The sequence below is a fragment of the Micromonospora sp. NPDC005087 genome (assembly GCF_042872965.1).
GTDB lineage: Bacteria > Actinomycetota > Actinomycetes > Mycobacteriales > Micromonosporaceae > Micromonospora.
In genome coordinates this window covers 614,024-638,615 of sequence record NZ_JBIALB010000002.1, presented here as the reverse complement: position 1 = coordinate 638,615, position 24,592 = coordinate 614,024, and the positions used below count along the sequence as shown (strand labels likewise).

The window sequence follows — 24,592 nt, the reverse complement described above, 5'->3', positions numbered from 1 at the left end:
ACCCCTGTTTCCGGTCGGCCTCCCGATCAGGCGCGGCTGATCGCGTTGGCGTGGATCGCCTCGTTCAGGTACGCCGCCAGCCCCGGGGCGATGTCCTCGTAGTGCCGGGTGAACCGCTCGTCGGCCAGGTACATGTCGGCCAACCCGGTGTGCACCTCGTACGAGCACTCGTAGAACCAGCGGCCGATGATCTGCCGGTGCTCCTCGGCCAGTTCCATCGCCTCGGGGCCGTCCGCCGGGGCGCCCGAGGCCAGCACCGCGACGATCCGCCGGCCCCAGTCCTCGTTCTCCGCCTTGATCCGCAGCCAGTCGTCCTTGGTGTAGCGCGACGCCCGCCGGTTCGACTCCCGGTACGCGTCGGTGTCGCCCCAGCGCTGCTCGGCCTCGGCCTCGTGCTCCTCGGGGTTGAAGTCACCGAAGACCTCGAACCGCTCCTCCGGAGTGAGTTGGATGTTCAACTTGCTCGCCTCCATCGCGAACTCGATCGCCGTGACCATCTCCTGCAACCGCTTGATCCGTACCGTCAGCAGCTCGTGCTGGCGGCGCAGGTGCGCGGCCGGGTCGGCCGCCGGGTCGTCGATGATGGCGGCGATCTCCTCAAGCGGGAAACCCAGCTCCCGGTAGTACAGGACGAGCTGCAACCGTTCCAGGTCCGCGTCGTCGTAGCGGCGGTAGCCGGCCGCGGTTCGCCCGCTCGGCGAGAGCAGCCCGATCTCGTCGTAGTGGTGCAGCGCTCGTACCGTCACGCCGGCGACCTTCGCGACCTGACCCACCGTGTACGCCATGGTTCCCCTCCCTTCCGGGAACCAGGCTCCCGCCTGCCGCTACGTCAGGGTCAAGGCCGATTCTGACCCACCGTGCCCGGGCCGCCCGGCCGCCCGTACAGATAGCCCTGACCGCGTGGGCAACCGATCGCGGTGACCGCCGCGTGCTGGCGCTCGGTCTCCACCCCCTCGGCGACCACCGCCAGGTCGAACGCGCCGGCCAGCCGGGTGACCATCTCCACCGTGGCGTACGCCCGTTCGTCCGCCCCCAGCCGGGCCACGAACGAACGGTCGATCTTCAGCTCGGTGGCCGGGATGCGGTGCAGGTAGCTCAGCGACGAGTAGCCGGTGCCGAAGTCGTCGATGGCGATGCCGATGCCCAGTTCCCGGAGCTGGCGCAGCCGCTCCAGCACCGCCTCGGTCCCCTCGATCAGCGCCGACTCGGTCAGCTCCAGGGTCAGGGCGCGCGGCGCCAGACCGGCGTCGGCGGTGGCCTCGGTGACCGTGGCGATCAGGTCCGGCCGACGCAGGTGCGCCGCGGAGATGTTCACCGCGATGGTCGCCTCCGGTGCCCGGTCCCGCCAGGTCGCCGCGGCCCGGCACGCCTCGTAGATGACCCAGCGGTCGATCGGCAGGATCAGCCCGGTCTCCTCCGCCAGCGGCAGGAAACGGGCCGGCGGCAGCGTCCCGAGCCGGGGGTGCCGCCAGCGCACCAGGGCCTCGGCGCTGCGCACCGCGCCGGTGGCCAGGTCGACGATGGGTTGGAACTCCAGGTGCAACTGCTCCTCGTCGACGGCCCGGCGCAGGTCGGCGATCAGCTCGGCCCGGGACACGGCCGACTCGCGCAGCGCCGGGGTGCACGTCCGGTACGCGGACTTCCCGGCCGCCTTGGCCGCGTACATGGCGATGTCGGCGTCGCGCAGCAGGTCGGTGTGGGAGGCGTGCTGCGGGCCGTACTCGGCGATGCCGATGCTCGCCGACGGATGCACGCCGACGTCCTCGTCTCCGTCAGAGGGTCGCAGGGCGTCCAGCAGCCGTTCGGCGAGTTGCTCCGGCGGCACCGGTGGGTCGCCGTGGACCAGCACTGCGAACTCGTCGCCGCCGAGCCGGGCGATGGTGCCGTCACCGTTGACCGCGGTCCGCATCCGGGCCGCCAGCCCGGTGAGCAGGGTGTCTCCGGTGGCGTGCCCGAACCTGTCGTTGACCTGCTTGAACCCGTCCAGGTCAAGCAGCAGCACGGCCACCGGGCGGCCGTCGCGCAGGGCTGTGCGCAGCCGCCGGTTGAACAACAGCCGGTTGGGCAGACCGGTGAGCTGGTCGCCATACGCGAGCCGGCGCAGCCGGGCCACCAGCCGCAGGTTCTCGTTGGCGGCCAGCCCCTGGCGTACCGCGAGGGCCGCGACCAGCGCCATCATCGTCACGAAGAGCAGCTGCGGGGCCTGCCCGGTGGGCCGGCGGGCCAGGGCCACCGCGATGATCGCCCCACCCACCGGCAGGTACGGCAACGCCACCCGCCACCACGGCGGCGGCGACTCGGCCGTCTCGTCGGTGCCGTCGCAGTCCGGCGGCGGCGGGTACCCGGCGGCCAGGCCGATCAGCAGGTAACTCAGCGGCCAGCACAGGTCGATCAGATGACCGGCGGCGTAGTCGCCGCGCGCGACGAGCGAGACGTACCCGGCATCGGCGACCACCCGCATGGTGAGGCTGGCCGCGAGCACGCTCATCGGCCGCCACAGCGTTCGGGCCGGGCCGGCGACCGCGACCAGGATGGTGAGCTGCATCAGGTCGAACATCGGGTAGAGCAGTCCCAGCGTGCGGGCCGGGTCGGCCAGCTCGGCGGCGGCGACGTCACGGAACACCAGCACCCAGGCGATCGGCACCAGGGCCAGCGCGACGATCACCCCGTCCAGCAGCGCCCGGGCTCGCCCGACGGCGGTCCGGGGCGCGGAGGGTGAGCAGAGCAGCGCGGCGGTGCCGGTGAGGATGCCGGCGGTGAAGACCGCCCCGACCAGCGGGGTGTGCGGCAGGTCCCCGCCGCCGACCCGTTGCGCCGTCCAGATCGCCCGGCCGAGCGCGGCGAGCGCCATGGTGGCCGCGAGCAGCGTCCAGAACCGGCGCAGTGGAGCCGGGTGCCGGCGAGCCGCCCCGGCGCAGGCGCCGGTGGCCCAACCGGCGACCAGCAGCGCGCCCAGGTCGCTGACCAGCGCGGCGCCGGGTAGCGCGGCAACCAGCCAGAGCGCCTCCAGCACCACGACACCGGCCGCGGCGAGCAGGCCGGCGCGACCGGCCGGGGTTGGTACGACGGTCGTCGGTTTGGGTCCGTCCGACAGAGGGCCGACCGGCGGTGCCCCGGCCGACACGGGGCCGCTGGGGGGCGGGGCGGCGCGCGCTGAGTCGGCCTGCTTCACGTCCTGCGGCGGCACGATCGCTCCGGCTCCCTCTCATGCGGGCACCTCGACGGACGGTCCGGTCCCCGGCAAACCTGGAGAGCCTAGCCAGCGCCCGCGTGCCCTCGCCAGGGCCGAGCGGCGAGTTCCGGGCACCCCTGGCGGTCGCGTCCCCGACACTGCGGCCCCGGCAGCCCGGCCTTCCCGGTCCCGGCGGGCACGGCGGCACCGCAGTGGGACCCGGCACGGCCGAACGCCCGACCCCCGTCATGCGGGTCGGGCGTTCAGTCGGTCGAGTGCCGATGGATCACTTCTCGTCGCTCTTGTCGTCGCTCTTGTCGTCGGCCTTGTCGTCGGCCTTGTCGTCGGCCTTGTCGTCGGCCTTGTCGTCGGCCTTGTCGTCGGCCTTGTCGTCGGCCTTGTCGTCGGCCTTGTCGTCGCCCTTGTCGTGGCCCTTGTCCGACTCCCGGTCCTCACCCTTGTCCGAGTTCCAGTCGTCGTCCTTGTCGGAGCCCCACTCGTCGTCCTTGTCGGAGCCCCACTCGTCGCTCTTGTCGGAGCCCCACTCGTCACCCTTGTCAGAGCCCCACTCGTCGCCCTTGTCAGAGCCGCTCTCGTCCCAGGCCCGGCTGTCGCTGGCGTCCCAGTTTCGGTCCTCGTCCTTCTTCTCCCGGTCCTCGTCGGTCTTGATTTGGCCCCGGATCTCGCCGTTCGGATACTTCTTGGTGTGCACGTTGACGTACGTGACACCGGCCTCGATCGCGTCGACGACTTCGTCGAACTCACCGGGTTCGATGCCCTGGTCGGCCGGGCCGACCACGTCATCCGGCTTGATCGTCCCCTTGATCGTGGCCGGAGCCTCGGGGCAGGCCTGGACGCCCTTCGACGGGCCACCCTTCCCGTCCTTGATGTTCGAGCACAGGAAGACCGCGATGCCGCCGCTCTGGTGCCGCCCACCGAAGTGGATGTGCGCCTGCTGGACGTCCTTCAGGTCGTCGTAGCTCAGCCGGTACGTGATCTCTTTGTTCCGCTCGTCGATCTTCGCCTCGAACCGCCCGTTCCCGGGCGTCGAGATCGTGAGCGGGTCCTCCTCGTAGCCGCTGAGTCTCGCCCGCACGGTCTCCTTCTTGTCCCGCCCCTTCTCATCCCGCGAGCCACTCCAGTCCCACGAGTCGTGCGATTCGCGCTTGTCGCCCGAATCGGCTCGCCCGTCGCCCATGGCCGCGGTTCCCACGGTGGTCGCGGCCACCGCCGCGCTGGCCGTTACCGCCAAAGCCCAGAGTCGAGTACGTCCCACCATCACTGCTGTTCCCTCCTAGACGAGGCCTGGGCCCGGTATCGGCAGGGGCACTTGACCACCCGTCAAGGGCGCAGGCACGCGAGGGCGGTTGGCGCCCTATGGTGAAATTGTTCCATGTTTGCCCGATACAGGAGCTGTCTTCCCTAATTCAGGCTGTCTTCCCTGATCCGACTGTCAGCGAGATTCATCGGGATTGCTCCGAATGGTCCGCTCTTCGGCCGCACGGGTGGTTCGAGGGAAGGCAACGACGAAGCGCCTGACCGCTGATTCCAGCGGTCAGGCGCTTCGTTGCGGTGGTGCGCCGCGAGGTTCGAGACCTCCCGGCCGACCGGGCCCCGGGTCGGCCGGCGGCGACTACCAGCAACTGAGACAGGTCGTTGCCGCGATCCAGGCGGCCGATCAGCCGCCAGCCACCGGTATGGGCGGTGGAGGTGGGTGTGCGACGGAGGTGGTCAGCGGCCGGCGGAGCGGTTCCAGGGCGAGCGGGGCAGCGCGGTGCCGGCCAGCGGGCGGCGGGCACGGCGGCGTTTCCGCCGCCCGGGCGTGCAGGGCGCGCGCGGGACGGTGTGGACCGGAGCGCCGGCAGGCGGAGGTTGACGGCCGATCAGCCAACACAGGAAACGGGCCATCGGCGGTTCAGCCCACCGGTAGGCGCTCGGCGTCGGACCTGGAGATCTCGTACTGCGCCCCGCAGAACGTGCACTGCTGTGCGTACCGGGTGCGGATCGGGATGAGGGGGATGAAGAAGAGGGTGAACCTGGTCGACCGGCGGGTGATCACCTGCGCGGCGTGGTTGCCGCAGTTGCGGCAGACCTGCTGTGCGACACCCAAACGGTCGGCCTTGGTACGGAGACCAAAGATGAAGAACATCGCACGTCAGTACCCAATCCGGCCCGGTAAATCACCCGTGCGGCCACCGGAAGCGCGGCGAGCGCCGGCCCGTGGTGCGGTGGGCCGGCGCTCGCGGGAGCGGTTACCGCGTCAGCTGGCCGCTGCGGTGGCCTCGGGCTCCAGGCCGGGCACGTCGGCGGCGAGCCAGATCGGCTGCCAGTCCGGCACCTCGTGGAAGCGGCGCAGCTCCGCCAGGCCGGACACCGACCCGCTCCAGGCCGCGTACGGGGGGTTGCCCTCGTCGAAGCCGCTCTGCACGAAGGTCAGCGTGGTCCGGCCACCGGACTCGGCCAGCTCCCAGGTCGTGACGCCGGTGGGTCCCCAGTCGACGGACATCTTCCGGCCCGGCTCCAGGTCGACCACCTTGGCCGCGTACCCGGCGTCGAAGCCGCCCATGGCGTACCGGCCGCCGACCCAGGGCTCGATGCCGATCGGGTAGCCGAACCAGGCGCTGGCCTGCTCGGAGTCGGTCAGCGACTGCCACACCTTGTCGGCGGGGGCAGCGATGACCAGCTCGCCGCGCAGGTCGGCGGACGTGAAGTCGGTGCGCGGCAGCAGCGGCCGGCCCTCCAGGTGGGCGGCCAGGTTGGCGACGGCCAGCGCCCAGTAGGTCTGGAACACACCGCGGATGCTGGAGCCGCTCATCGCCTCAGCGAAGTCGAAGTGGCTCTGCGTCAGCGTCAGCACGGTGCTGTCCGCGCCCTCGGCGGTCAGCTGGAACTCGGTGGTGGTCTCCACCCCGTCCAGCAGCCAGGTGAAGCGCAGCGTGTGGTCGTCGGCGTGCAGCAGCCGCTGGTGCGGGGCGTCACCCTCGGGGGTGTACCGGCCCCAGAACTCGTACCGCTCGGGCAGCTCGACCTCGGCGTGCTCGGCCAGCCAGAGGCGCAGCTCGGCCGGGTCGGTCAGGGCCTGGCGGACGCGTCCGACGGGCGCCGAGAGGCGGGCCTGCACCTTCAATGGTTCACTCATGGTCGTTCCCTTTCGGATAGCAGGCCACGGCGAGCTTGAAGGCATCCCCTTCGCTGCCGCCGTAGCGGGTGAACAGGTCCTGAAGTGCGGTTTGCAGGTCGTGCAGGAACTGCTGGCGTTGCTCGGCCGGCACCCGGATCTCGCCGGAGACCCCGATCGAGGGCAGCTCGGGCGCCGCCCGGTCCAGGGCGGCGACGTCGGCCTGGACCTCTTCCATCAGGTCCAGCAGGTAGCCCAGGCTCAGCTCGTCACGGGCCCGGCGCAGCCCGATCCGGCCGACCAGCCGGGGCGAGAGCCAGTAGGAGCGGGCGACGGCCTGGTAGATGCCCTCGGTGATGCCGCGGACCTTGCGCTCGTTGACCAGCTCGACCAGGCCGGCCGCGACGAGCTGCTTGACGTGGTAGTAGACGCGCTGCGGCGTCTGGTCGAGTCGGGCCGCGACCTCGGTGCAGGTGCGCGGTTCGGCCAGTTGCCGCAGCACCTCGACGCGCTGCGGCTTGAGCAGGACCTCGGCCTGCTCGATCTGCTCCAGGTACAGGACGTCTCTCATGGCAAAATCAGTTTGTACGTACAAAACTTGTTTGTCAATCGCTTCGCGAGAAGCCGCGCCGACTTTTCGGCGCGGCTTCAGGCGGCGACGGTCAGGGCAGCCAGTCGGGCCGCAGCGGATAGCTGCTCCGGCCCTCCGGGCCGTTGTGGGTGGCCAGCACCTGGTGCAGCTGGATGCCGTTGCGCTCGAACGCCATCCGCGACCCGGCCATGTACAGCCCCCACACCCGGGCGGTGCCCGCACCCACCTCCGAGACGCAGAAGTCCCAGTGCTCGACCAGGTTGCGGCACCAGGCGGCCAGCGTCAGCGCGTAGTGCTGGCGCAGGTTCTCGTCGTGGTGCACCTCCAGTCCGGCGTCGTGCACCTCGCTGATCAGCCGACCCGGGCCGGCCAGCTCCCCGTCGGGGAAGACGTACCGGTCGATGAACGCGCCGGAGCGGTGCGGCGCGCGATTGTCCGCCCGCGTGATGCAGTGGTTGAGCAGCCGGCCGCCCTGCCGCAGCCGGTCGCGCAGAGCCCCGAAATAGGCCGGGTAGTTGCGCACCCCGATGTGCTCGGTCAACCCGATCGAGGAGATGGCGTCGAACTGCTCCGCGGGCGCGTCCCGGTAGTCCAGGTGCCGCACCTCGGCCAGCTCGGTCAACCCCTCCCGCTCGATCGCGGCCTGCGCCCACTGGGCCTGCGCCTTCGACAGGGTCACCCCGAGCGCCTTGACGCCGTACTCGCGCGCGGCGTGCCGCACCATGCCGCCCCAGCCGCAGCCCACATCCAGCAGCCGCATCCCCTTCTTGAGCGCCAGCTTGCCGGCGACCAGGTCGTACTTCGCCGCCTGGGCCTGCTCCAGCGTGTCCTCCGGAGACCGGAACACCGCGCAGGTGTACGTCATCGACGGGCCGAGCACCTTCTCGTAGAAGGCGTTGGAGACGTCGTAGTGGTGCGAGATCGCCGTGCTGTCGCGCACCCGCGAGTGCCGCAGCCCGTTCATCACCCGCTTCCAGCGCGGTTGCGCCTCCTGCGGCGGGGCCGGCGGCGGCAGCAGCCGCTCCCAGCCCAGCCCCCGGACCAGCGTCAGCCCATCGGCCAGCGACGGTGGGCGCAGCCGCAGCTCGTCCTTGAGCACCCGCAGCGCCTCGTACGGGTCGCCCGGATGCACCCCCTGCAACGCCAGGTCACCACTGACGTAGGCCCGGGCCATGCCCAGGTCGCCGGGGGCCGTGAGCAGGTACGACAACCCCCGCTCGGTACGGATCGACAGGGTGATGCCGGCATCGGTCGGGCCGACGGCGCTGCCGTCGTACCCGGTGATCCGCACCGGCAGCGGCCCCGCGGTGACCGCGCGGACGACATCCGCCACGGTCGGACCCGTATGCCGGCCCCCCGCCGGCGGGGTGGCGGGGACGCTCGCCGCCCCCTGATCTCGGTCGGTCAGGCTCATGCTCGTGCTACCGCCTTTTCGTACAGTCCCGTCAGCCGGTGGTCCGGGTCGTAGCGGTCCTTCACCGCGCGCCACGTGTCGCCGCCGTAGAGGCGATCGAAGGCGTCCCGGTCGTAGTACGCGTCGGAGTAGAGCGACTTGTGCCCGCCCGACTCCGACACCCTGCGTTCGATCGTGCGGTTGACGTCGCCGTCGGCGGCGCCGGACGCGATCGGCACGCTCCCCCAGAACCCGATGTTGACGTAGTCCTGCCCCGGCCGGAGGGGATACAGCGGCCACGACCGCGCCGAACCGGGACCCGCCGGCTCGCGCAACCGCAACGGACAGAGCCACACCGGGTTCATCCCCACCGCGCCGGCGAACCAGCGCAGGAAGTCGGCGGTACGTTCGAGCGGGATCTCCACGTCCTGCACCACCCGCTCCCGGGCCGGCTGGCCGCGCAGCCGGTCGATCCGGGCGGCCACCTGGTGCCGGTGCTCGAGCCGGACCAGTCGGTGGTAGACGTCGCTGCGCCGGTAGCGCGCCGGCCAGAGCCGCCGCATCACCGGGTGCTGGGCGCCGAACGCCGCCGAGCACCAGAACCAGTCGGTGTCCCAGCGCCACAGATAGTCGTACGCGGTGAGCACGTCACGGGTGCGTTGGCGCAGCGACCGGTAGTAGATCGCCTGGCCGGTGTAGTCGCTGGGCGGCTCGGCCGCGTCGGTGAACGTGGCCAGCACCAGGTACGCCTCGCCGGGGCTGAACATCACCCCGTCCATCGCGTCGACCGGTTCGCCGGCCCAGGACCGGGTCGCGGTCACCTCGGCGATCGCGTCGGTGAGCGCCTCCAGCCGGGTGAACCGGATGTTGCGCAACGCCACGTACCGGCCGATCGGTTGCAGCTCGATGCGGAGCCGGGTGGCGTAGCCGAGGCTGCCCAGGGAGTTGGGGAACGCGGTGAACAGGTCCGCGTGTTCGCCCTCCGGCCGGGCGGTGATGATCTCGCCGGAGCCGGTGAGCACGTCCAGCTCCCGTACCGACTCGTGTGGCAGGCCGTTGCGGAAGGAGGTCGACTCGATCCCGAGGCCGGTGACCGCCCCACCCAGGGTGATGGTGCGTAGCTGCGGCACCACCAGGGGCATCAGCCCGTGCGGCAGCGTCGCGTCGACCAGGTCCTCGTACGTGCACATGCCCTGCACGTCGGCGGTGCGCCCGGTCGGGTCGACCGACAGCACCCGGCCGAGGCCGCTCACGTCGAGGCCCGGGGTCCGGGGAGCGGACCGGGGGCGGAACAGGTTGGAGGTGCGTTTGGCGAGCCGGACAGGCTCGCCCGTGGGCACCGCGGCGTACGACCGCCGCAGCGTGTCCACCGCTTGATCATGGTCAAAGGAGTGATCCACACGCTCAGCGCGCATGTGATCACCTTACGCCCGTACCCCGGAAACCGTGGGATGTCGACGGTGGCCATTTCCCGTCCGGTGCCAGGCCCGACGGTTACCGTGGCGGGCATGCCGTCGCCCGCGATCACCGCCCTGGACTCCGCCGGCCTGCCCTACCGTCTGATCTCGCACGGCGCGGTCGGCAGCCTGGCGGAGGCCGCCGCCGTCCAGGGCGTGGCCGTCCCGGACGTGGTCAAGACGATCGTGGTCCGCCGCGGCGCGGACGACCACCTGTTCGTGCTCACCCCCGGCGACCGGGTCATCTCCTGGCCCAAGTTGCGCACCCTGCTCGGGGTGCACCGGCTCTCCATGCCGGACGCGGCGGGCGCGCTCGCCGCCACCGGCTACGAGCGCGGCACCATCACCCCGTTCGGCGCGAGCACCGCCTGGCCGGTGATCGCGGACGAGCGGCTGCGCGGCCGGGAGATCACCCTCGGCGCCGGCGAGCGCGGCCTCGCCGTCGCGGTCGACGCCGACACCGCGATCGCCGCGCTCGCGGCCACCGTGGCCGACGTCACCGATCCACAACCGACCCGCTGAGCCGCCGCGACCGCTGCCGCCGTCGGTGCCACGGCCTAGTCTGGGTCGTATGCCGAAAGCTGTGTGGAACGACCTGGTCGTCGCCGAGAGCGACGACACCGTGCTGGTGGAGGGCAACCACTACTTCCCCCGCTCCGCCCTGCGCGACGACCTGATCCGCGAGTCCGCGACGCACACCGTCTGCCCGTGGAAGGGCACCGCCTCCTACTACACCCTCGAGCACGAGGGCAGCACCAGCGAGGACGCGGTCTGGTACTACCCGGAGCCGAAGCCCGACGCCGAGATGGTGCGTGACCGGGTGGCGTTCTGGAAGGACGTCCGGGTCGTCGACTGACGTCGGGCTGGCATCGGCCCGCCGAGGTGGGTGGCGCCTCAGCCCCGGAAGCTCCAGGCCCGGGGCGCGGTCGCGGCGACCAGCACGGCTTCGGCCACCGGCTTACCCGGCCGCCGGCGCAGCAGCAGCGACAGCCCGGCCGCGCCGATCGACAGTCCGCCGGCCACGTACCAGGCCATGGCGTAGTCGCCGAGCTGGTCCCGGACCAGCCCCGCGCCGGTCGCCGCGACCGCCGCGCCGAGCTGGTGGGCGGCGAACACCCAGCCGAACACGACCGCCCCGGCGGTGCCGAAGTACTCCCGGCACAGCGCCACGGTCGGCGGCACGGTGGCCACCCAGTCCAGGCCGTAGAAGATGATGAACACCAGCATGCTGGGCTTGGCGGTGCCGGCGAACAGGGTCGGCAGCAGCAGCAGGGACGCCCCGCGCAGCGCGTAGTAGGCGCCGAGCAGCAGTCGGCTGTCCACCCGGTCGGTCAGCCAGCCGGAGGCGATCGTGCCGACGATGTCGAAGAGCCCGACCAGGGCGAGCAGCCCGGCGGCGGTGGTCTCGGGCATGCCGTGGTCGTGCGCGGCCGGCACGAAGTGCGTACCGACGAGGCCGTTGGTGGTCGCGCCGCAGATCGCGAACCCGCCGGCCAGCAGCCAGAACGGCCGGGTCCGGGCCGCGGTGGCGAGCGCGCCCAGCGCCCGGGTCGCCGCGCCGCCGGTCGCGGGTGGCGCCGCGACGACCTCGGTCGCGCCGTAGGCGGGCAGGTCGAGATCCGCCGGGTGCTCGCGCAGCAGCCACACCACCAGGGGTACGACCGCCAGCGCGGCTCCGGCCACGACGAGTGCCGCCGTACGCCAGCCGTGGTCGCGCACCAGAACCGCGATCAGCGGCAGGAAGACCAGCTGCCCGGCCGCCCCGCCCGCGGTCAACACCCCGGTGACCAGGCCCCGTCGGCGGACGAACCAGCGCCCGGTGACGGTGGCCACGAAGGCCAGCGCCATCGAGCCGGTGCCCAGCCCGACCAGCACGCCCCAGCAGAGCAGCAGCTGCCAGGAGGCGGTCATGAAGACCGTCAGCCCGCTGCCCGCGGCGACCAGCAGCAGCGCCACCGAGACCACCCGGCGGATGCCGAACCGGTCCATCAGCGCGGCGGCGAACGGCGCGGTGAGCCCGTAGAGCAGCAGGTTGACCGAGACGGCCGCGGAGATGGTGGCCAGCGGCCAGCCGAACTCCTCGTGCAGCGGGTGCAGCAGCACCGAGGGAGTGGCGCGGAAGCCGGCCGCGCCGACCAGCGCCACGAAGGCGACGGCGGCGACCAGCCAGGCGGGATGCAGGCGGCGGTTCTTTCTCACGCGGACCAGTCTGGGCGGCGCCGCCGGCACCGACGAGTGGCCGGAAAGCCATCATGCGCAATAATCGGGCCATGACCGTACGCCCGCACCGGATCGCCGTACTCGCCCTCGACCAGGTCGTCGGCCTGGACCTCGGCACCCCGTCCCAGGTGTTCAGCACTGCCCGGGCCGCCGACGGGACGTCCTTCTACGACGTGCGGATATGCACTCCGGGCGGCCAGCCCGTCCGCAGCACCGCCGGCTTCCAGGTGGTCCCGGACCACGGGCTGGAACTGCTCGACACCGCCGACACCGTGATCGTCGCGGGCATCCACGACGGCAGCGCGCTGACCTCGGGCACCGTCGAGCCGGAGGTGGCCGAGGCGCTGCGCTCGGCGTACGAGCGGGGCGTTCGGGTGATGTCGATCTGCACCGGGGCGTTCGTGCTGGCCGCCGCCGGGCTACTCGACGGGCGTCGGGCCACCACCCACTGGGCGTACGCGGAGCAGTTCCGCCGGCTGCACGACCGGGTGGACCTGGACCCGGGCGTGCTGTTCATCGCCGACGACCGGGTGCTCACCTCGGCCGGAGTGGCCGCCGGCATCGACCTCTGCCTGCACGTCATCCGCCTCGACCACGGCAGCGAGGTGGCCAACCGGGCGGCCCGCCGCTGCGTGATGCCGCCCTGGCGCGACGGCGGCCAGGCGCAGTACATCGAGCGGCCGGTGCCGAAGGCCACCGACACCAGCACCGCCGGCGCCCGGGAGTGGGCCCGGCAGCGGCTGCACGAACCGATCGCGCTGCGCGACCTGGCCGACCAGGCCCGGATGAGCGTGCGCACCTTCACCCGGCGCTTCCGCTCGGAGACCGGGCTGAGCCCCGCGCAGTGGCTGCTCCAACAGCGCACCGACCACGCTCGACTGCTGCTGGAGACGACCGACCTCACCGTCGACCAGATCGCCCACCGCTGCGGCTTCGGCACCACCGCCGCCCTGCGCCAGCAACTCCACCAGCGCATCGGCGTGGCCCCCTCCGCCTACCGCCGCACCTTCCACCCCCGCGCCGAGCCCGTCAGGAGCTGACGCCCGACCACCCGCCCACGGGGGTCAGGTGCGGAGCATGTGGAGTTGGGCCTGGTGTTTGGGGAGGTGGACGCGGGTGTGCAGGTCGAGGGTGCGCGACCAGGGCAGCGTGTCCTCGACGATGAGGTCGAAGCCCTCCCGCAGGTGGGTCTCGACCGGGGTTTCCGCGGCCAGGCCGAGCTGGTCGACCAGCTCGCACAGGCGGTCACTGGTGCCGTGCAGCAGCGCGGCCAGGCCACGCAGGCCACCCTGCTCGGCGACCAGCGCGTCGAGCTGCGGACGGTGCATGTCGTCCAGGTCGTAGTAGGCGAACGCCGACCCGGCCAGCAACGCCTCGGTGGCCTGGATCATCAGCTCGTCGTTGGCCACCAGGTGCGCCACGATCTGCTCGGCGCTGAGCTGCCCCTCCGGCGGCGGCCCGAACCCGGCCCCGTCGATCTCCGCGAACACCGCGTCGTACGCCCGCCGCAGCCCCCCGCTCTCCACACCCCCAGTCAACCCCGCCGGGCGGGGGTTAGCGGCGGGATTGGCGGGAGCGGAGGTAGTCGCTGACCACGTACTCGCCCAGGTCGTCGGTGTCCGGGGTGAACATCCGGCCTCGGCTGCGCCGGGCCACCGCGTCGACGAAGCGGCGCAGGCCCGGGTCGTCGCCGAGCATGAACAGGTTGAGGGTGGCGCCGTAGCGGCTGAGCCGGTCCACCTCGCGGACGGTCGCCTCGATCGTCTCCGGCAGCGGCGGCCAGTGGAACAGCGCTTCCCCGTCGTCCGGATCCAGGTGGGCGGTCGGCTCGCCATCGGTGACCACCAGCACCACCGGCTCGGCGTCCGGATGGCGACGCAGGTGCCGACCGGCCAGCCGCAGCGCGTGCTGGAGGTTGGTGCCCTGCTCCATGTCCGGCTCCACGGCGGCCAACTCCTGCTGACTGAGCGTCATCGCCTCCCGGCCGAAGCCGACGATCTGCAGGGCGTCCTGCGGAAAGCGCGTCTCCATCAGGTGCGCCAGCGCCAGCGCGGTCTGCTTCATCGGCCCCCAGCGCCCCTGGGAGATCATCGAGTACGAGAGGTCGACGCAGAGCACCACCGCCGCAGAGGCCCGCTTCTCGGTCTCCACCACCTCGAAGTCGTCCACCGCGAGCTGCACCGGCACGCTCGGCCCGGCCCGGCTCACCGCCCGGGTCAGCGTGCGGACCACGTCCAACGGCTGCTCGTCGCCGTACTGCCAGGGTCGGGACCCGCCGCTGACCTCGCCGGCGGCACCCGCCGAACGCAGATCATGCTGGCCCCGCGGCCCAGCGGTCAGGTCGGCGAAGACCCGCCGCAGCGCGGTCCCGCCGAGCCGGCGCAGCGCCTTCGGGCTCAGCGTGAGCCCGTCCGCGTCCCGGCTCACCCAGCCCTGCCGGCGTAGTTCCCGCTCCAGCTCACGCAGCCGGCGGACATCGTCGGCGGCGCTCCGGCCCAGCGTCCGGGCCACCGCGTCGACGTCCACGTCGTCCAGGGTGGCGCCGGGGTGTTCCTGGTCGAGCTGGTCCAGCAGGTCGTCCAGCTCGCCGATCTCGCCCAACGCGCCGGCCGCGTCGGCGTAGCCCAGCGGCTGCTCGCCCCGGACCCGCTCGCCGCGCCCCCACCGCAGGTCCGGCCGCAGCGCCCGCAGGTTGGCGTCGAGCGCGGACAGCTCCCCGGCAAGCTGGTCGCCGAGCGACTGCCGCATCAGCCCGGCCAGCTCGGCGCGCTGCCGGTCGGAGAGCGAATTCATCAGCCGCTCGCCCGCCGCCGAGCGCCGGGCCAGCACGTCGATCAACTCGTCGACGGTCTCCGGCCGCTCCGGGAAGAAGTCGCCGTGCCGGCGCATGAACTCGGCGAACGCGTCGGTGGTGTCCTCCGCGCGGCCGTGCCGGGCCAGCAGGTCGTTCAGGTCGCTCATCATCTCGGCGAGCCGCGCCTGGACGGCCGGGTCGGCGGAGGCGCGCACCGCGTCGCGCAGGCCGGCGAAGCGCTGGCCGAGCACGTCGCCGCGAAGCTGGTCGAGGATCTGCTGGTACGACTGCCGGGCGTCCGCGCTGGCCCACTGGTAGCCGGCCAGCTCCTCCACCGCCCGTGCCGTGGAGCGGGGCAGGTTGTCCAGCACCGACTCGGCGAACCGCGCGCCATCGTCGTCGCGGCCGCGCAGCTCGTCCCGCTCGGCGGCGAGGGCCTGGTCGAGCAGGGCCCGCGCCCGGGTCACCGCGCCGTCCAGGTCACCCCGGCGCAGCGCCTCCCGGCGCAGCCGGCGGGCCCGGGCGGCCAGGTCGTCCAGCCCGCCACGCCCCTGCGGACCACGGCGCAGCAGGTCGCGCAGTGCCTCCCGCAGGCTGCCGCCGGCCAGCACCTCGGCGCCGACCGCGTCCACCGCCTCGCGCACGTCGTACGGGGGCGCGAGCGGGTCGGGGCCGCCGCGCCACTGCCCGTACCGGAACCGGTTGCCGGCCACGGTCAGCCCCGGCCGCCGTAGACGGTGCGCCCGGAGTCGGTGACGTCCTTGCCGAGCCGGCGGGTCAGGTGCAGCCCCTCCAGCACGAACTCGACACCGGCGGCGGCCTCCTCCGGGGTGGGCGCGTCGCCCAGGCCGAGCCGGTCCAGCACCTTCGCCAGCCCGGGCACGGTGCCCACCTGGCGCAGCAGCTCGGCGGCGCCGACCAGCTCGCCGGTCTCGATCGCCGCGCCGTCCTCGACCAGGCCGGTGAAGCCGGACAGGTCCAGCCCGGCCAGGTGGGCGCGGAACGTCTCGGCGGTCGCGGTCCGCAGCAGGTGGGCCAGGATCTCGATCTCCCGCCCCTCCTCGCCGCTCTCGAACTCGACCTTGCCGCGCAGGGTGCTGGTCGTCGACACCGCGTCGCCGACCCGGGCCACCGCGGCCTCGGGGCGTCCTTCCGAGGTGCCGGTCGCGGCGAGCAGACCGGCACGGCGCAGCGCCGCACCGGCCACGGTCTCGGCGGCGGCGATGGCGAACCGGGCGGAGACGCCCGAGCGCGGGTCCACCGACGGTGACTCGCGCACCGCGCGGGCGAACCGGGCCAGGACCTCCAGGACGTGCTCCGGCACCTCGGCGACCAGGTCGGCCTCCTGCCGGATCAGCTCCAGCTCCAACTCCAGGTCGAGCGGGTAGTGGGTACGGATCTCCGCGCCGAACCGGTCCTTGAGCGGGGTGATGATCCGGCCCCGGTTGGTGTAGTCCTCCGGGTTGGCGCTGGCCACCAGGAGTAGGTCCAGCGGCAGCCGCAGCTGGTAGCCGCGGACCTGGATGTCCCGCTCCTCGAGGACGTTGAGCAGCGCCACCTGGATCCGCTCGGCCAGGTCGGGCAGCTCGTTGACGGCGAAGATGCCCCGGTTGGTACGGGGCACCAGCCCGAAGTGGATGGTCTCCGGGTCGCCGAGGGTGCGGCCCTGTGCGATCCGGATCGGGTCGACGTCACCGATCAGGTCACCGACGCTGGTGTCCGGGGTGGCCAGCTTCTCGCCGTAGCGCATCGAGCGGTGCAGCCAGCCGACCGGCTGGTCGTCGCCGGCCTCGGCCATCTGGGCGCGGGACGCCGGGGTGAGCGGGTGCATCGGGTGTTCGTTGAGCACCGAGCCGGGGATGACCGGGGTCCACTCGTCGAGCAGCGCACCGAGGGAGCGGATCAGCCGGGTCTTGCCCTGGCCCCGCTCGCCGAGCAGCACCATGTCGTGCCCGGCGAGCAGCGCCCGCTCGACCTCGGGCAGCACGCTGTCGTCGTAGCCGACGATGCCGGGGAAGCGGGCCTCGCCGGCACGCATCCGGGCCAGAAGGTTGCCGCGGAGTTCCTGCTTGACGGTGCGGTACTGGTGACCGGCCGCCCGAAGCGCGCCGAGCGTGCCGGGCAGGTCGGCCGGTGGAACCGGGATTACCGGGGAGGGCGCAGTCACCCGACCCACGCTAGCTCACATTCGCGGGGGCGCCCCGGCATCGGGGGGCACCCCCGCTCCCACCATCAGCCCCGACCGCAGCGCCGGCAGGCTCCGCGGCGGCGCAGGTGGTACGCGTAGGTGGCGGCACCGAGCGTCACCCCCCAGAACGGCCAGAGCAGCATCGGCGCCCCGGCCAGGCTGAACCCGTGGGTGAGCTGCCAGAACTCGGGGTTGCTGAGCAGCCCCAGGGTGGCCGCGGTCACCGCGACGGCGACCAGGGTGGCCGGCACCACGGCCAGCTTCACCGGCACCCGGCTGCCGGCCAGCCCGAGCATCCAGCGGGGGAACCGCTCGCCCCACCGCTGCACCAGCCCGAGGGTGAGGATCGCGCCGACGGTGGCGAACGCGCCCAGCCCGAACCCGGCCCACACCAGTCCGGTCTCCCGCATCTCGGTCAGGAACTCCTCAGAGATGCCCAGCGGGATGCCGGCCGCCCAGGCGAACCGGGTCACCGCGTACGCCAGCGGGATGGCCGCGGCGATGCCGGCGGCCCACCGACCCCAGCGCGCGGCGGCGGCCGGGGTCGTCCAGCCCCGGTCGGTGTCGTAGCGGCCGCAGCCGACGCAGGCCCCGGCGGTGCGGCGCTGCCAGGCGAGCACCGCCCCGGCCAGCAGCAGCCCGCCGACGAGCGCGGCGAACCGGGCGAACAGCGCCCAGTTGAAGATTTCGGCGTAGTCGACGGGCGGCCAGCCGAACGGCGCCCCGATGATCAGCATCGGCGCGTAGCCGAGGATGACCAGCACCCGGGCGTCCGGAACGACCACGGCGAGCACGAACGCCACCGTCCAGCCGTATCCGGCGAGCAGCGCCCGCAGCGGGCCGGGCGGGCGTACGGCCGGACGGCTCATCGCCAGCGCCGCCACCGCGGCGGTCAGCAGCACCCCGGCGAAGAGCGGGGTGGCCAGCTGCACCGGCACCAGGCGCAGCAGGTTGACGTCGCCGCCGTGCGGGTCGTTCGTGCCGAACGGGTAGCCGGCGCCGGTGAGCGTGCCGAGCAGGGCGAGCACGCCCCACAGGCCGAGCCAGCCAGCGGCCAGCGGGGCCAGCCGGTCGGGCCATCGGGAGTCGGGACGGGGTCGGGAGGCAGTGATCGTCGTCATGCTCCCAGCCTCGGCCGGTGGCCGGCCGGGCCCCTCCCGCGCGGCGGTGAACCCGCTCCCCCCAGAGAGGGACCGGTCAGCCGGACGGGGTGACGAAGCCGGACTCGTAGGCGGCAATCACCGCCTGGGTGCGATCGCGTACGCCCAGCTTGGCCAGCACGTTGCCGACGTGCGTCTTGACCGTCTCCACGCCGACCACCAGGTGCGCGGCGATCTCCGGGTTGGACCGGCCGGTGGTCATGAGCCGCAGCACCTCGGCCTCCCGCTCGGTGAGCCGGGCGGCGGTCAGCCGGTCGCCCCCCGTCGGGCCGTACGCGCCGGCCAGCCGGCGGATCGCGGCCGGGAAGAGCAGCGACTCCCCCGCCGCGACCACCCGGACCGCCTCGACCACCTCGGCCGGCCGGGCCCGTTTGAGCAGGAAGCCGGCGGCGCCGGCGCGCAGCGCCTCGTAGACGTACTCGTCGTTGGCGAAGGTGGTGACCACCAGCACCCGCGGCGGGTCGGCGGAGGTGGCCAGCAGGTGTCGGGTGGCCTGGATGCCGTCGATGCCGGGCATCCGCACGTCCATCAGCACCACGTCCGGCCGGTGCCGGGCGACCAGCGGCGGCACCTCGGCGCCGTCGGCGGCCTCGGCGAGCACCCGCAGGTCGGGTTGGGCGTCGATGATGGCCCGCAGCCCGACCCGGATCAGCTCGTCGTCGTCGACGATCAGCACACCGGTGGTCATCGCGTCTCCTCGTACGGCAGGCGGGCCCGGATCAGCCACCGGCCGCCGTCCGGGCCCACGCTGAGCCGGCCGCCGAGCAGCAGCACGCGTTCCCGCATCCCGTCCAGGCCGCGGCCGCCCCGGCCCGGGTCGGCCCGGCCCACGTGACCCATCGCGTTGACCAATTCCAGCTCCAGCGCGTCGGGGTGCAGATCGAGCCGCAGCGTCACCGGCCCGTGGCCGTACCGTGCCGCGTTGGTCAACCCTTCCTGGACGATCCGGTAGCCCTCCCGGGAGACCACCGAGGGCACCCGCGACGGGTCGCCGGTGCGGTGCGCGTGTACCGCCAGCCCGGTCGCGCGGGCGTCGGTGACCAGCCGATCCAGGTCGGCGAGGGTACGCTGCGGCGCCACCCCGGGCCGGTCGCCACCGGTCTCCCGGAGCAGCCCGAGGACGTGGTCCAGCTCGTCCATCGCGGTCCGCCCGGCCTCCTCGATGGCGGTGAGCGCCCGCCGGACGAACTCCGGGTCGGTGTCGAGCACCTCGCGGGCGGCCCCGGCCTGGAGGGTGGCCACCGTCAGCGCGTGGCCGACCGAGTCGTGCAGTTCCCGGGCCAGCCGGTTGCGTTCGGCGAGCCGGGTGGCCCGCGCCTCCAGTGCGGCGATCCGCTCCGCCGGGGCCGGGCCGAGCAGCACCGGCGCCATCGACCCGGCGAGCGCGCCGAGCCCGGCGACGGCGTAGCCGAGCCCGACCAGCAGGACCACGCCGGTCAGCGTCAGCCAGCCGGTGTCCCGCCCGTCCAGCGGCCCGAACCGTTCCCGGCTGGTCAACTCGGCTCCGACGCCGAACTGCTGGGCGATGAAGGCCAGCGCCATCGGCACGGCCGTGATCAGCGCGACCATCACCAGCGCGCCGATGATGAGGTGGGTGGCGATCCAGAGCGCGCTGCGCAGCCGGGTGTCCCGGTCGCCGCGGTGCCCCGGCGCGGGGTCGGGCAGGTCGACGCCGAGCAGCGCCCGTACGGCGGCGATCTCCAGCGCCCGGCTGCCGTCGAGCAGCAGCGGCACCACGGCGATCACCAGCGCGATCACCAGCAGGGCGAACACCAGCGGACGGGGGACCTCCGAGCCGGTGAGCAGCTGGGCGAAGGTCACCGCGAGCAGGCCGTACGGGAGCGCCAGCACCCCGCCGAGCAGCAGGAACACGCCGCGCCGCCAGGTGCTGCCGGCGACCAGCGGGGCCAGCGCCGCTCGGGGGGTCACCCCGCCATTCTGCTGCCGTCACCGGCCTCCGCGACTCCCCCGCGCCGGGGAGATCGGGCCGCGTTCAGCGGTGGTCGGCCACGTACGACTGCGGGTCCTTGTCGCGGAACGCCAGGTCACGCCCGTTCTTGTGCTCGCCGTAGAAGGTGAGCCAGCGGTGGCCCAGCTCGGCGCGCAACTCACTGCTGGCATGCCGGCGGAAGTCGGGTAGGGCCTCGTCCTCCTCCTCGGCCAGGTGCTCGCTGTTCTCCCGACGGGCCGTGCCGACCGCCGTCCACCAGCGTTCCGAGCCGACGGGGTGCAGCTTGGACTCGGCGATGGCGTCCCTGATCTTGTTGTGGTCGCCGATCGCGTCGGCGGTCTCGTCCTCGCCGTCGTCGCCGTGCTTGACCAGGTGCGGGTAGAGGATCGCCTCTTCGGCCTCGGCGTGGATGTCCAGGTGCAGGGCGAGTGCGTCCCAGATCGCCAACAGCTCCTGCTCGTCGCGGGCGTCGTCCAAGCGGGCGAAGCCGCGCCGGAAGGCGGCGTGGTCGTCCAGGATCAGTGCGGTGATGTCGTCCACTGTGCTCACTTTCCCGTCGGACTGGTGAACCGGGCGCGCAGCATTCGGGGCATCGCGGCGAGGCCGGTGATCGGGCGGAACCGTTTGGCGGCCTCGGCCAGCGCGGCGTACTCGTCGTCGGCGAGGTCGATGTCGGCGGCGGCGGCGTTGCGTTCCATCTGCTCCACTCCGGACGCGCCGGGGATGGCCAGCACGTTCGGGTGGCGCAGCACGTAGGCCAGCGCGATCTGGCTGGGGGTGGCGTCGTGCGCGTCGGCGACCTGGCGCAACGTGTCGATCAGGGCGCTGCCCCGCTCCAGGTTCTCCGGCAGGAAGTACGGGTTGGCCCGCCGGACCGCGCCGGTCGGCGGGTTCTTCGCGTCGTACCGGCCGGAGAGGAAGCCCTGGGCCAGCGGGCTGTACGCGATGACCACCCGGCCGGCCTCCCGGGCGTACGGCAGCAGGTCCTGCTCGGGTGCGCGGTCCACCATGCTGTAGCGGACCTGGTTGCTGAGCACCCGCCGGCCGAGCGCCGCCTCGGCGACCTGCCAGCGGCGCAGCCCGTAGTTGCTCACCCCGACCTCGCCGACCAGCCCGACGTCCTGCAACGCGCGCATGCCGCGCATGGTGGTGTGGTCGGCGACCAGCGGGTGGGGCTGGTGCACCTGGTAGAGATCCAGTGAGGTGACGCCGAGCCGGGCCGCCGAGGCGACCGCCCGCTGCTGCACCACCGCGGCCACCGGCCAGACCGGGAAGAGCTTGGACGCGACCACCACCTTGGGCCGGTCGTCGCCGAGCGCCGCGCCGAGGATCCGCTCGCTGCGCCCGAAGCCGTAGACCTCAGCGGTGTCGAAGACGGTCACGCCCAACTCGAGGGCCCGCCGCACGATCTGCGCCGCCTGGCGCTCGAATTCCGGGCCGTAGCCCCACTCCCGGGAGCCGAACTGCCAGGTGCCCAACCCGATCTTCGACAGCGGTTTGGGAGTGTCGAGCGCGATGAGACGCATGGCCTCGAAGCTACCCCTATGTCCGGCTCCACGCGCCCGATCCCGCGTACCCCGAGCCGGAGCTAGGCTCATGATCGTGACCTACCTCGCCGCGGATGACCGCTACGAAACGATGACCTACCGGCGCAGCGGACGCAGTGGCCTGCGGCTGCCCGCCGTCTCCCTCGGCCTGTGGCACAACTTCGGCCCGGACCGCCCGTACGAGCGCCAGCGCGACATCGTCCGGCGCGCCTTCGACCTGGGTGTCACCCACTTCGACCTGGCCAACAACTACGGCCCGCCGCCCGGCGCCGCCGAGGAGAACTTCGGCCGGATGCTCGCCACCGACCTGAAGCCGTACCGGGACGAGCTGGTGATCTCCAGCAAGGCCGGCTACCTGATGTGGCCCGGCCCGTACGGCGAATGGGGCTCGCGCAAAAACCTGATCTCCTCGCTGAACCAGTCACTGAGCCGGATGGGGCTGGACTACGTCGACGTCTTCTACTCGCACCGGTTCGACCCGGACACCCCGCTGGAGGAGACGATGGGCGCGTTGGACGCCATCGTCCGCTCCGGCAAGGCCCTCTACGTGGGCATCTCGAACTACAACTCCGAGCAGACCGCTCGCGCCGCCGCGATCCTGGGCGAGCTGGGCACGCCGCTGCTGATCAACCAGCCGTCGTACTCGATGCTCAACCGGTGGACGGAGGCCGACGGCCTGCTCGACACGCTGGAGCAGGTCGGCGCCGGCTGCATCGCGTACAGCCCGCTGGCCCAGGGTCTGCTGACCGACCGCTACCTGGCTGGCATCCCGGCCGACTCCCGGGTGCGCACCAGCGTCTTCCTCAACGAGAGCGACCTCAGCGAGGAGAAGATGGCCACCATCCGGGGGCTGGGGGCGGTCGCCGAGCGGCGCGGTCAGTCACTGGCCCAGCTCGCGCTGGCCTGGGCGCTGCGCGACCCGCGGATGACCAGCCTGATCATCGGGGCGAGCAGCGTGGAGCAGCTGGAGACGAACATCGCCGCGCTGGACAATCTCGACTTCAGCGCCGAGGAGCTGGCCGAGATCGACCGGCACCTGGGCTGAGCGCCGCCGGGCGGCGGCGCGGGCCGGGTCACCAGATCCGGCGCCGCCCCGCCCGGTGGTTGCGCACCCCGCACTGCCGTCCGACCGGCGCGGCGCCGGCGCGACGCAGCCGAGCCGCGCCGACCAGCAGCGCGATCACCAGCACGGCGGCGGCACCGGCCAGCATGGGCCACCGGCTGCTGAGGTCGGTCACCGACGCCACGGGCACGCCCGGGTCGGCCGCCGCCGCCACCGCCGGCTCGGTGCCGGCCGGCCGGCTCGCGGCGGTACGCGACACCGCCGGCGCGCCCTTCGTCGCGGCGGCCGGTTTCGGGGTACCCGTCGCCGTGCCGCCGCGCGCCGCGCGGAACACCACGTCGGAGCAGGAGTAGTAGGTGTCCGGGGTGTTGGAGTTCTGCCAGATCGTGTAGATCAGGTGTCGGCCGTCGCGGCCCGCCGGCAGCCGGCCCGGCAGTTGGTACGCCCCGGCCCGCACCGGCGGGTCGGTCACCGTCAGAAACGGGCGCGACTCCAGATCCGCCCAGGTCAGCGGCGCGCGCGGGTCATAGCCGGGCCGGGTGACGTAGAGCCGGAAGCTGCCCCGGTGCTCGATGGTGGTCCGGTACCGGAAGGTGAACCGGGCGCCGGCGGTCAGCTCGGTGCTCGGCCAGTCGGTGCGGGGCAGGTCCAGCCCCCGGTACGCGGAGAGCCCTCCGCTGCACAGCTCACCGTCCGGGATCTTCTCCCGGTCCTGGCCGTTGATCGCGGCGACCCGGACGTTGTCCCACTCGCGTACCGCCGCACCCGCCTCGACCGCCGCCCGGCAGGCGCTGGTGGCCGCGTACCGACCTTCGGGTCCGCACGCCGCGGCCCGGCTGACCGGGCTGGTCGGGGCGCCGTGCGCGGCGGCGGGCGCGGCGCTGAACGGCATGGCCGCGACGGCGACCAGCACGGCGGCGAGCACTCGGCGCACGGTCATGGTGTGACCTCCCGCGCAGTGGTACGGGCGCGGGGCGACAAAGGTTCGACGTCGGGGCGGCCGGGAATCGCGGACCCCTGACCTACAGCCGAAAACGCCCTGACCGGATACTCCCGGTCAGGGCGTTTTCGCAAGGTGGAGCCGAGGGGACTCGAACCCCTGACCCCCACACTGCCAGTGTGGTGCGCTACCAGCTGCGCCACGGCCCCTTGCTGTGTCCCGGTCGCCCGGGCACTGGGAAACTATACACATCCCGTTCGGCATGGTCATCTCGCGGGGTCCCCGCCGACGCCGCCCCCGGGCTCCCGCCGAAGCGGGTCAGTTGAGCGCCACGTCCGGCGGGAAATGGGCGACGGCGGCCATCATCCCGCCCTGCCGGCGCAGCACCATCGGCCACAGGTCGTCCGGCCGGTCGACGAAGGCGTCACCGGGCAGCGCGTCCAGCAGGAACCAGGAGCCGTCGGCGATCTCCTGCTCCAACTGGCCGCTCCCCCAGCCGGAGTAGCCGGCGAAGACCCGGATGCCGCCGATGCTCTCCCGCAGCCGCTCCGGGTCGACCGAGAGGTCGATCGTGCCGACCGCCCCGGAGACCTGGTGAAAGCCCTTGACCCGGCGCAGCGGGTGGCGCATCCGCGCCAGGCAGATGGCCGAGTCGGGCTGCACCGGGCCACCCTCGAAGAGCACCGCCGGGTGACGGGCCAGGTCGTTCCAGTCGCCGAGCACCTCGGCGACCGGCACCTCGGTGGCCCGGTTCAGCACCACGCCGAGCGCGCCGCCCGGCTCGTGGGCGACCAGCAGCACCACCGTACGGTCGAAGTTCGGGTCCTTGAGGGCCGGAGTCGCGACCAGCAGCCGCCCGGTCATCGACTCCATCGCCCGTCCGCCGATCGCCTGGCCCTCTCCCTGCATCCCACACACCCGTCAACCGTGAACCCGCGCCGGGGATCCGCCACCCACCGGATCCGCACGGTGCACCGGGATCATCCGTGCTGTCAAC

At 73.0% G+C, this 24,592-nt stretch carries 23 protein-coding genes and 1 tRNA gene; 4 read left to right on the top strand and 20 right to left on the bottom strand.

Translation table 11 applies throughout. The annotated features are described in order from the left end of the window. Positions 1–26: 26 nt before the first annotated feature. From ACFYPS_RS08050 to ACFYPS_RS08015, 8 genes are all read right to left on the bottom strand, one after another. Positions 27–785 carry a MerR family transcriptional regulator gene (locus ACFYPS_RS08050; protein ID WP_387323507.1) on the bottom strand — a complete coding sequence of 253 codons (759 nt, stop codon included), beginning with the start codon at positions 783–785 and terminating at the stop codon, positions 27–29. A gap of 50 nt (positions 786–835) precedes the next feature. After that, positions 836–3,187, bottom strand: a complete 2,352-nt coding sequence (locus ACFYPS_RS08045) for a putative bifunctional diguanylate cyclase/phosphodiesterase (protein ID WP_387323504.1) — start codon at positions 3,185–3,187, stop codon at positions 836–838. Positions 3,188–3,458: 271 nt separating this feature from the next. Beyond that, positions 3,459–4,370, bottom strand: coding sequence for a CHRD domain-containing protein (locus ACFYPS_RS08040; protein WP_387323501.1), 912 nt, complete (start codon positions 4,368–4,370; stop codon positions 3,459–3,461). Positions 4,371–5,087: 717 nt separating this feature from the next. Then, on the bottom strand, positions 5,088–5,321 hold the full coding sequence (locus tag ACFYPS_RS08035) for a zinc-ribbon domain-containing protein (protein ID WP_354962831.1): 234 nt from the start codon (positions 5,319–5,321) through the stop codon (positions 5,088–5,090). 111 nt (positions 5,322–5,432) lie between these two features. Then, a complete protein-coding gene (locus tag ACFYPS_RS08030; protein ID WP_354962830.1) occupies positions 5,433–6,311 on the bottom strand; it encodes an SRPBCC domain-containing protein in 879 nt (292 codons plus the stop codon). After that, positions 6,304–6,861, bottom strand: a complete 558-nt coding sequence (locus tag ACFYPS_RS08025; RefSeq protein WP_354962829.1) for a helix-turn-helix domain-containing protein — start codon at positions 6,859–6,861, stop codon at positions 6,304–6,306. Before ACFYPS_RS08025 ends, ACFYPS_RS08030 begins: the two co-directional genes overlap by 8 nt. 91 nt (positions 6,862–6,952) lie before the next feature. Continuing rightward, positions 6,953–8,296, bottom strand: a complete 1,344-nt coding sequence (locus ACFYPS_RS08020; protein WP_354962828.1) for a class I SAM-dependent methyltransferase — start codon at positions 8,294–8,296, stop codon at positions 6,953–6,955. Further along, positions 8,293–9,690, bottom strand: coding sequence for an FAD-binding oxidoreductase (locus ACFYPS_RS08015; RefSeq protein ID WP_354962827.1), 1,398 nt, complete (start codon positions 9,688–9,690; stop codon positions 8,293–8,295). Before ACFYPS_RS08015 ends, ACFYPS_RS08020 begins: the two co-directional genes overlap by 4 nt. A 93-nt stretch (positions 9,691–9,783) precedes the next feature. On the opposite strand from ACFYPS_RS08015, the gene ACFYPS_RS08010 reads away from it, so the two are divergent. Next, positions 9,784–10,254 (top strand): YbaK/EbsC family protein, encoded by a 471-nt coding sequence (locus tag ACFYPS_RS08010; protein WP_354962826.1) that lies wholly within the window; start codon positions 9,784–9,786, stop codon positions 10,252–10,254. Between the two features lie 49 nt (positions 10,255–10,303). Continuing rightward, positions 10,304–10,588 (top strand): DUF427 domain-containing protein, encoded by a 285-nt coding sequence (locus tag ACFYPS_RS08005; RefSeq protein WP_354962825.1) that lies wholly within the window; start codon positions 10,304–10,306, stop codon positions 10,586–10,588. 38 nt (positions 10,589–10,626) lie between these two features. Here the strand turns inward: ACFYPS_RS08005 and ACFYPS_RS08000 are convergent, their stop codons facing one another. After that, positions 10,627–11,931, bottom strand: a complete 1,305-nt coding sequence (locus ACFYPS_RS08000; protein ID WP_354962824.1) for an MFS transporter — start codon at positions 11,929–11,931, stop codon at positions 10,627–10,629. Positions 11,932–11,984: 53 nt separating this feature from the next. Here ACFYPS_RS08000 and ACFYPS_RS07995 point away from each other — a divergent pair, with 53 nt between their 5' ends. Further along, the gene (locus ACFYPS_RS07995) at positions 11,985–12,992 is read left to right on the top strand and encodes a GlxA family transcriptional regulator (RefSeq protein ID WP_387323493.1); all 1,008 of its coding nucleotides are present in this window, start codon (positions 11,985–11,987) and stop codon (positions 12,990–12,992) included. A gap of 24 nt (positions 12,993–13,016) precedes the next feature. Here the strand turns inward: ACFYPS_RS07995 and ACFYPS_RS07990 are convergent, their stop codons facing one another. From ACFYPS_RS07990 to ACFYPS_RS07955, 8 genes are all read right to left on the bottom strand, one after another. Then, positions 13,017–13,478 carry a hypothetical protein gene (locus ACFYPS_RS07990; protein WP_354962822.1) on the bottom strand — a complete coding sequence of 154 codons (462 nt, stop codon included), beginning with the start codon at positions 13,476–13,478 and terminating at the stop codon, positions 13,017–13,019. Between the two features lie 28 nt (positions 13,479–13,506). Continuing rightward, a complete protein-coding gene (locus ACFYPS_RS07985; protein ID WP_354962821.1) occupies positions 13,507–15,459 on the bottom strand; it encodes a VWA domain-containing protein in 1,953 nt (650 codons plus the stop codon). A 2-nt stretch (positions 15,460–15,461) separates the two neighbouring features. After that, entirely contained in the window at positions 15,462–16,922 is a 1,461-nt protein-coding gene (locus ACFYPS_RS07980; protein WP_387323489.1) for a magnesium chelatase, read from the bottom strand. 56 nt (positions 16,923–16,978) lie between these two features. Then, on the bottom strand, positions 16,979–18,055 hold the full coding sequence (locus ACFYPS_RS07975; RefSeq protein WP_354962819.1) for a hypothetical protein: 1,077 nt from the start codon (positions 18,053–18,055) through the stop codon (positions 16,979–16,981). 76 nt (positions 18,056–18,131) lie between these two features. After that, the gene (locus ACFYPS_RS07970) at positions 18,132–18,782 is read right to left on the bottom strand and encodes a response regulator transcription factor (protein ID WP_074317086.1); all 651 of its coding nucleotides are present in this window, start codon (positions 18,780–18,782) and stop codon (positions 18,132–18,134) included. Continuing rightward, complete coding sequence (locus ACFYPS_RS07965; protein ID WP_354962818.1) at positions 18,779–20,023, bottom strand: histidine kinase; 1,245 nt, start codon at positions 20,021–20,023, stop codon at positions 18,779–18,781. The genes ACFYPS_RS07970 and ACFYPS_RS07965 overlap by 4 nt, the downstream gene beginning before the upstream one ends. 64 nt (positions 20,024–20,087) lie before the next feature. Then, positions 20,088–20,594 (bottom strand): hemerythrin domain-containing protein, encoded by a 507-nt coding sequence (locus ACFYPS_RS07960; RefSeq protein WP_354962817.1) that lies wholly within the window; start codon positions 20,592–20,594, stop codon positions 20,088–20,090. Further along, complete coding sequence (locus ACFYPS_RS07955) at positions 20,591–21,571, bottom strand: aldo/keto reductase (protein ID WP_354962816.1); 981 nt, start codon at positions 21,569–21,571, stop codon at positions 20,591–20,593. The genes ACFYPS_RS07960 and ACFYPS_RS07955 overlap by 4 nt, the downstream gene beginning before the upstream one ends. 70 nt (positions 21,572–21,641) lie before the next feature. Between ACFYPS_RS07955 and mgrA the strand changes: the two genes are divergently transcribed. Beyond that, positions 21,642–22,637 carry an L-glyceraldehyde 3-phosphate reductase gene (gene mgrA / locus ACFYPS_RS07950; protein ID WP_354962815.1) on the top strand — a complete coding sequence of 332 codons (996 nt, stop codon included), beginning with the start codon at positions 21,642–21,644 and terminating at the stop codon, positions 22,635–22,637. 28 nt (positions 22,638–22,665) lie between these two features. Here the strand turns inward: mgrA and ACFYPS_RS07945 are convergent, their stop codons facing one another. The 3 genes from ACFYPS_RS07945 to ACFYPS_RS07935 all read right to left on the bottom strand — a co-directional run bounded on the left by ACFYPS_RS07945 (position 22,666) and on the right by ACFYPS_RS07935 (position 24,504). Continuing rightward, positions 22,666–23,595, bottom strand: coding sequence for a lytic polysaccharide monooxygenase (locus tag ACFYPS_RS07945; protein WP_354962814.1), 930 nt, complete (start codon positions 23,593–23,595; stop codon positions 22,666–22,668). Positions 23,596–23,731: 136 nt separating this feature from the next. Further along, a tRNA-Ala gene (locus ACFYPS_RS07940) sits at positions 23,732–23,804 on the bottom strand. Positions 23,805–23,913: 109 nt separating this feature from the next. After that, entirely contained in the window at positions 23,914–24,504 is a 591-nt protein-coding gene (locus tag ACFYPS_RS07935; protein ID WP_354962813.1) for a YqgE/AlgH family protein, read from the bottom strand. Positions 24,505–24,592 lie beyond the last annotated feature (88 nt).